General features: G+C 60.4%; 5 protein-coding genes. 2 read left to right on the top strand and 3 right to left on the bottom strand.

All coding sequences use genetic code 11. From position 1 onward, the window contains the following. Positions 1 to 132: 132 nt before the first annotated feature. A complete protein-coding gene (locus PMI21_RS03510; RefSeq protein WP_007941309.1) occupies positions 133 to 879 on the top strand; it encodes an SDR family oxidoreductase in 747 nt (248 codons plus the stop codon). Positions 880 to 947: 68 nt separating this feature from the next. On the opposite strand, the gene mapR is transcribed toward PMI21_RS03510, so the two are convergent. From mapR to PMI21_RS03525, 3 genes are all read right to left on the bottom strand, one after another. Further along, on the bottom strand, positions 948 to 2,357 hold the full coding sequence (gene mapR / locus PMI21_RS03515; RefSeq protein ID WP_007941308.1) for a GntR family transcriptional regulator MpaR: 1,410 nt from the start codon (positions 2,355 to 2,357) through the stop codon (positions 948 to 950). Between the two features lie 216 nt (positions 2,358 to 2,573). Beyond that, positions 2,574 to 4,004 carry a cytochrome c oxidase accessory protein CcoG gene (ccoG, locus tag PMI21_RS03520; protein WP_033064211.1) on the bottom strand — a complete coding sequence of 477 codons (1,431 nt, stop codon included), beginning with the start codon at positions 4,002 to 4,004 and terminating at the stop codon, positions 2,574 to 2,576. A 195-nt stretch (positions 4,005 to 4,199) separates the two neighbouring features. Next, complete coding sequence (locus tag PMI21_RS03525; RefSeq protein WP_007941306.1) at positions 4,200 to 4,433, bottom strand: DUF3203 family protein; 234 nt, start codon at positions 4,431 to 4,433, stop codon at positions 4,200 to 4,202. A 276-nt stretch (positions 4,434 to 4,709) separates the two neighbouring features. Between PMI21_RS03525 and PMI21_RS03530 the strand changes: the two genes are divergently transcribed. Continuing rightward, positions 4,710 to 6,707 carry an alpha-1,4-glucan--maltose-1-phosphate maltosyltransferase gene (locus PMI21_RS03530; protein ID WP_007941305.1) on the top strand — a complete coding sequence of 666 codons (1,998 nt, stop codon included), beginning with the start codon at positions 4,710 to 4,712 and terminating at the stop codon, positions 6,705 to 6,707. Positions 6,708 to 6,890 lie beyond the last annotated feature (183 nt).

Below are 6,890 nucleotides of genomic sequence, written 5' to 3'. Positions count from 1 at the left end.
CGAACGCAGCCTCGCAGGCTCGGCAGCTGCTACAAGATGTACCATGCCCCTTGATGCAGGCCCATGCAAAACCGCGCAATGGCGGTTATTCTTGGCCCCGACTGCTTACGCTTGGAACGGGGGAAAGCCTGCATGGACAAAGTCATCATCATCACCGGCGGCAGCCGTGGAATCGGCGCCGCCACGGCCCTGTTGGCCGCCGAGCAAGGTTATCGGATCTGCATCAATTATCAGTCCGACGAACAGGCGGCGCTCAGTGTGCTGGAGCAAGTCCGCGCACGCGGCGCCCAAGCCATCGCTGTGCGTGCCGACGTCAGCATCGAAGACGAAGTGATCGCACTGTTTCATCGGGTGGACACCGAACTGGGCCGGGTTACGGCGCTGGTGAACAACGCCGGCACCGTCGGGCAAAAGTCGCGGATCGACGAAATGTCGGAATTCCGTATTCTGAAAATCCTCAAGACCAACGTCCTGGCGCCGATCCTCTGCGCCAAACACGCGATTTTGCGCATGTCGCCCAAACATGGCGGGCAGGGTGGCAGCATCGTCAACGTGTCGTCGGTCGCCTCGCGTCTGGGATCACCCAACGAGTACGTGGATTACGCGGCGTCCAAAGGCGCGCTGGACACCTTCACCATCGGTCTGTCCAAGGAAGTGGCGGGCGAGGGGATTCGCGTCAATGCGGTGCGACCGGGTTACATCTACACCGATTTCCATGCATTGAGCGGCGATCCGGATCGGGTCAGCAAGCTGGAATCGGCGATTCCGATGGCGCGCGGCGGGCGGCCGGATGAAGTGGCGGAGGCGATTGTGTGGTTGTTGTCGGATAAAGCGTCGTATGCGACCGGGACTTTCGTGGACCTTGGCGGCGGGCGTTAATCCTCAAGATTCTTTGTTGTCTGATCTGGCCTCATCGCGATGAGGCCAGATCAGACAACATCAAACTATCAAAACGACCGCACAATCCGCCCCAACGTCTCCATCGCCTTTTCCGAATCCTCGGTCCACGGACTCCCGTAATTCAACCGAATACAATTCCTGAACCGCTGGGTCGGTGAAAAAATCGGCCCCGGTGCAATGCTGATCCCCTGCGCCAATGCCATCTGGAACAACTTCAACGAATCCATCTGCGGTGGCAGTTCCAGCCACAGGAAGTAACCGCCGGCCGGTTGGCTGACGCGGGTCTGGGCCGGGAAGTAGCGGGCGATGGCGGCAAGCATGGCACTTTGCTGTTCTTCCAGGGCGTAACGCAGTTTGCGCAGGTGCCGGTCGTAGCCGCCGTGTTGCAGGTAATCGGCGATAGCCGCCTGGGCGGGCATCGAGGCGCACAGCGAGGTCATGAGTTTCAGGCGTTCGATTTTCTGCGCATAGCGCCCGGCGGCGACCCAGCCGATGCGGTAGCCGGGGGCCAGGCTCTTGGCGAACGAACCGCAGTGCATCACCAACCCTTCGGTGTCGAACGCCTTGGCCGGTTTCGGCGCCTGTTGCCCGTAATAGAGCTCGGCGTAGACGTCGTCTTCGATCAGCGGCACCTGATGGCTGCGTAACAACTCCACCAGTTCCTGTTTCTTCGCCTCGGGCATGGTCGCGCCCATGGGGTTCTGGAAACTGGTCATGCACCAACAGGCCTTGATCGGGTGCCGCTCCAGGGTCTGGGCGAGTACGCCGAGATCAATGCCGTCTCGCGGGTGGACGGGGATTTCCACGGCTTTGAGCTTCAGCCGTTCCAGCACTTGCAGGCTGGCGTAGAACGCCGGGGCTTCGATGGCCACCAGATCGCCAGGCTCGGTGACCGCTTGCAGGCACAGGTTCAGCGCTTCCAGCGCACCGTTGGTGATCAGCAGTTCTTCCATCGGCAGCATCAGCCCGCCGACCATGTAGCGCAGGGCGATTTGCCGACGCAGTTGCGGATTGCCCGGCGACATGTCGGTGACCACCATGCGCGGGTCCATCTCCCGGGCGGCACTGGCCAGAGAGCGGGACAAGCGCTGCAGCGGGAACAGCGTGGGGCTGGGGAAGGCCGAACCGAAGGGCACGGTGGTCGGGTCCTTGATCGAGTCCAGCACCGAGAACACCAGTTCGCTGACGTCGACTTCGGTGGACTCGTTGACCTGGCTGCTGATCACCGGCTCCGAGAACGGGCTTGGTGTGTGCGCATTGACGAAGTAGCCGGAGCGCGGCCTCGCGCGGATCAGACCACGACGTTCGAGCAGGTAATAGGCCTGGAACACCGTGGACGGGCTGACGCCGTAGGTCTGGCTGGCGTAGCGCACCGACGGCACCCGATGGCCGGGGCCCAGGACGCCGGAGCGGATCAGTTCAGCGATGTCGTCGGCGAATTTTTCGTAGCGTTTCATTTAAGTCCCGGTTTGGAGCGCTATTGGGCAAATGGAGCTTTATGTGGCGAGGGGGCTTGCCCCCGTTGGGTCGCGAAGCGGCCCTCTACATTTCCAGACATACCGAGTCGTCTGGTTTAGCGACTGCTTCGCAGCCGAACGGGGGCAAGCCCCCTCGCCACAGAGGACTGCATCTGACAGAGGACCGCATCTGACAAAGGATTGCATCTTAAAGGCTCAACGGTTCATCGGCGCAACAAACCGGCTCTTGGCCACGCTATAGATGTCTGGTTCATCGCTGTCGACAATCCTGAAACTGATCGTCTGCGAGCTGCTGCTCGGCCGTTCCGTGGTCATCGCCACCGAGACCGGTACGTCGACAATCTCGCCGGGGGCCAGGCTCAGTTCGGTCTTGCCTTGCAGCTGGAAGCCGTCGCCATCGACCAGCGTCAGACGATATTCCTGGCGTTGCTGGGTCTTGTTGATGACCTTCAGGCTGTAGATGTTTTCGATCTGGCCTTCACTGTTTTCGCGGAAGAGGCCCCGGTCCTTGCTCACGTCCAGCGACACCATCGGCCGTTCCACCAGCGCCAGGGCGAGGGCGCCGATCATCACCAGCAGCACCGCGGTGTAACCGATCAGGCGTGGGCGCAGAAGGTGGGTCTTGCCGCCCTGCAATTGATGCTCCGAGGTGTAGCTGATCAGCCCACGGGCGTAGCCCATTTTGTCCATGATCGAATCGCAGGCGTCGATGCACGCGGCGCAACCGATGCATTCCATCTGCAAGCCGTCGCGGATGTCGATGCCGGTCGGGCAGACCTGCACGCACACCTGACAGTCGATGCAATCGCCCAGTCCGACCTCGGCGGGCTTCACCTCACGTTTGCGCGGGCCACGGTTTTCACCGCGAGCCACGTCGTAGGAAATGGTCAGGGTGTCCTTGTCGAACATCACGCTCTGGAACCGTGCATACGGGCACATGTGCATGCACACCGCTTCGCGCAGCCAGCCGGCGTTGATGTAAGTGGCACCGGTAAAAAACAGCACCCAAAACAGGCTGACACCGCCGATTTGCAAGGTCAGCAGCTCTTCGGCCAGGGGGCGGATCGGTGTGAAGTAGCCGACAAAGGTCAGGCCGGTGAGCAGGCTGATCGCCAGCCACAAGGTGTGTTTGGCTGAGCGGCGGAGCAGTTTGTTCAGGCCCCAGGGCGCGGCTTGCAGCTTGATCCGCTGGTTGCGCTCGCCTTCGGTGATCTTCTCGCACCACATGAAGATCCAGGTCCAGGAGCTCTGCGGGCAGGTGTAACCGCACCAGACCCGGCCTGCGAACACGGTGATCGCAAACAGGCCGAACGCGGCGATGATCAGCAGCGCCGACAGCAGGATGAAATCCTGGGGCCAGAAGGTCGCGCCGAAGATGTGGAATTTGCTTTCGGACAGATCCCAGAGCACCGCCTGGCGGCCACCCCAGTTCAGCCACACCGTGCCGAAGAACAGCAGAAACAGAAACCCCGCGCCGCTCATGCGCAGGGTGCGGAACAGGCCGGTGAAGCTGCGGGTATGAATCAGGTTGTCGCTGGACTTGGCCTTCATCTTTGGACGCGAAGGCTCATTGTTTTTTATAAATGAGGCAGGTTCAACGGTTCGGACGGGGATTCTATCGCTCATGGTCTTTCGCTCATCAGCCTCCATCAGGCCTGAGCACTATGACCAGCGATCTGTTTGCATAACAGACTCAGCTAATGCAATAAAAAGCGGATCAGATGGATTGCCAACGCCCGCCTGCGACAACTTGATGCAACCGCAAGGGCGGGCTGCAAGTGCCTATGTCAGGCGCTGGCGGGGTGTGTTGATGCGGGTCAGTCAAATCACCGAATCACTGTTCGTGGCCTTCAAATGCCGACGACCGTCCACGGCGCCTGCTACGGTCAATGCATCGGCTTCTGCTTCGGTGATGTAGAAGCGCTGGCCGTCGAGGTCCACTGCCGACATGGATTTTTCCTCGTCAGTGATTATGGTGATATCAGGGCAAAGGCGAATTTCTTCGCTGTTCTCGGTGATAAAGAAGCAGGTCTGGTTTTCGATTCGCACGGTCATGGGGGAGGCCTTTTTGCGGATTCATTAAGTGTTAGGACGCATTGGCCGGTGATTGTTCTGTGCAACCGATAGATGGCGTGAGTCGTGCTTAAGTTGGTTGACCCGTGCCTGGGGATTCGATTCGCCGAAAGACCTGGCAGATCCCTCTGAACTTTGCCGGCGCCTGTGGCTCGGAACCTATGTGAGTAATGCCCGTGAGTTCATGCTGGGGCAGACTGCTTCGTGTGAATGATGACAGGCACAAGAGCGTCCTTGGGGCGTAAGGAGAGATGCTCGATGACCGCTGAAAAACCCACGGAACTGAGCTACAACCCGCATATACCGCTGTCCCAGGCGTTACTGCTGCCGCGGATCGTGATTGAAAACACTATGCCGACCCTCGATGGCGGGCAATTCGCTGTTAAAGCCGTGGTCGGTCAGGACGTGGTGGTGACCAGCAAAGTGTTTGCCGACGGTCACGACAAACTGGCCGTGCGCATTCGCTGGCGTGCCGAGGGTGACGACACCTGGCAGAGCGAGGTGATGGCTGAGCTGGGCAATAACGGCTGGCAGGGCCAGTTTCGTGTCGAGAAGCAGGGCCGCTATGTGTTCTGCCTCGAAGCCTGGATCGATCAGTACGCCAGCTTTTGTTATGAGCTGGAAAAAAAGCATATGGCCGGCGTCTCGGTCAGCCTGGAATTGCAGGAAGGACGCACTCATGTGCAGCAGGCGGCCGAACGCAGCGAAGGCCAACTGAGCGAACAACTGGCGGCGTTGCACCATGAGCTGTCCGGTCTGCTCGAAACCGAGCAGGTCGCCTTGTTTCTGCACCAACGCAGCGCGGACTTGATGACCCAGGCCGACCATCGGCCCTTCGTGAGCCTGAGCCCTGAATACCCGGTGGACGTGGAGCGAGAGTTGGCGCAGTTTGCCAGTTGGTATGAATTGTTCCCACGCTCGATCACCGATGACCCGGCCCGCCACGGTACCTTCAACGATGTGCATGCGCGGCTGGCGATGATCCAGGACATGGGCTTCGACGTGCTGTACTTCACGCCGATCCACCCGATCGGCCGCAGTTTCCGCAAAGGCCCGAACAACTCGCTGACCGCCGGCCCCGACGATCCCGGCAGCCCTTATGCCATCGGCAGCGAAGAGGGCGGACACGAGGCGATTCACTCGGAACTGGGCAGCCGCGAAGATTTTCGCCGGCTCGTCGCGGCGGCGGCCGAGCATGGGCTGGAAGTGGCCCTCGACTTTGCGATTCAGTGTTCCCAGGATCACCCGTGGCTCAAACAGCACCCGGGCTGGTTCAACTGGCGGCCGGACGGCACGATCAAATACGCCGAGAACCCGCCGAAGAAATATCAGGACATCGTCAACGTCGACTTCTATGCCGTGGAGGCGATTCCCAGCCTGTGGCTTGAGTTGCGGGACATCGTGGTGGGCTGGGTCGAGGAGGGCGTGAAGCTGTTTCGCGTCGATAACCCACACACCAAACCGTTGCCGTTCTGGCAGTGGCTGATCGCCGATGTGCGGGCGCTGTACCCCGAGGTGATTTTTCTGGCGGAAGCCTTTACCACGCCGGCGATGATGGCGCGTTTGGGCAAGGTCGGTTACTCCCAGAGCTACACCTATTTCACCTGGCGCAACACCAAGACCGAGCTGGCGACCTATTTCACCGAGCTCAACGAGTCGCCGTGGCGCGAATGCTACCGGCCGAATTTCTTCGTCAATACACCGGACATCAACCCGGCGTTCCTGCATGAATCCGGGCGCGCCGGTTTTCTGATTCGTGCCGCGCTGGCGACCATGGGCTCTGGATTGTGGGGCATGTATTCGGGCTTCGAACTGTGTGAAGCGGCACCGGTGCCGGGCCGCGAGGAATACCTTAATTCCGAGAAGTACGAGATCCGCCCACGGGACTTCACTGCGCCGGGCAACATCATTGCCGAAATCGCCCAGCTCAACCGCATCCGCCGGCAGAACCCGGCGCTGCACACGCACCTGGGCTTGAAGGTCTACAACGCCTGGAACGACAACATTCTGTACTTCGGCAAACGCAGTGTGGATGGCAGCAACTTTATTCTGGTAGCGGTCAGCCTCGACCCGCATAACGTCCAGGAAGCGAATTTCGAATTGCCGCTGTGGGAAATGGGCCTGCCCGACGATGCCAGCACCCAGGGCGAAGACTTGATGACCGGCCACCGCTGGACCTGGCACGGCAAGTACCAGTTCATGCGGTTCGAACCGTGGCATCTGCCGTTCGGGATTTGGCGGATCACCGCTTCTTGAGGGGGCAAGGAGGCGGAAAGTGAAGCCATAAGTGCGATTTGTAGCAGCTGCCGAGCCCGCGAGGCTGCGTTCGGCTGCGAAGCAGTCGTCAAGCCAGAAGTTTCGGTGAATCAGGCAAACCGCATCAGCCGGATTCACGACTGCTTCGCAGCCGAACGCAGCCTCGCAGGCTCGGCAGCTGCT

Source organism: Pseudomonas sp. GM18 (genome assembly GCF_000282195.1).
In the GTDB taxonomy this organism is placed as follows: domain Bacteria; phylum Pseudomonadota; class Gammaproteobacteria; order Pseudomonadales; family Pseudomonadaceae; genus Aquipseudomonas.
This window is presented reverse-complemented; position numbering and strand designations above follow the sequence as displayed.

Excerpts from the sequence above, each read along its gene's own strand:
- PMI21_RS03510 (WP_007941309.1), top strand. The coding sequence starts at position 133 with ATGGACAAAGTCATCATCATCACCGGCGGCAGCCGTGGAATCGGCGCC.
- mapR (WP_007941308.1), bottom strand. The coding sequence starts at position 2,357 with ATGAAACGCTACGAAAAATTCGCCGACGACATCGCTGAACTGATCCGC.
- ccoG (WP_033064211.1), bottom strand. The coding sequence starts at position 4,004 with ATGAGCGATAGAATCCCCGTCCGAACCGTTGAACCTGCCTCATTTATA.
- PMI21_RS03525 (WP_007941306.1), bottom strand. The coding sequence starts at position 4,433 with ATGACCGTGCGAATCGAAAACCAGACCTGCTTCTTTATCACCGAGAAC.
- PMI21_RS03530 (WP_007941305.1), top strand. The coding sequence starts at position 4,710 with ATGACCGCTGAAAAACCCACGGAACTGAGCTACAACCCGCATATACCG.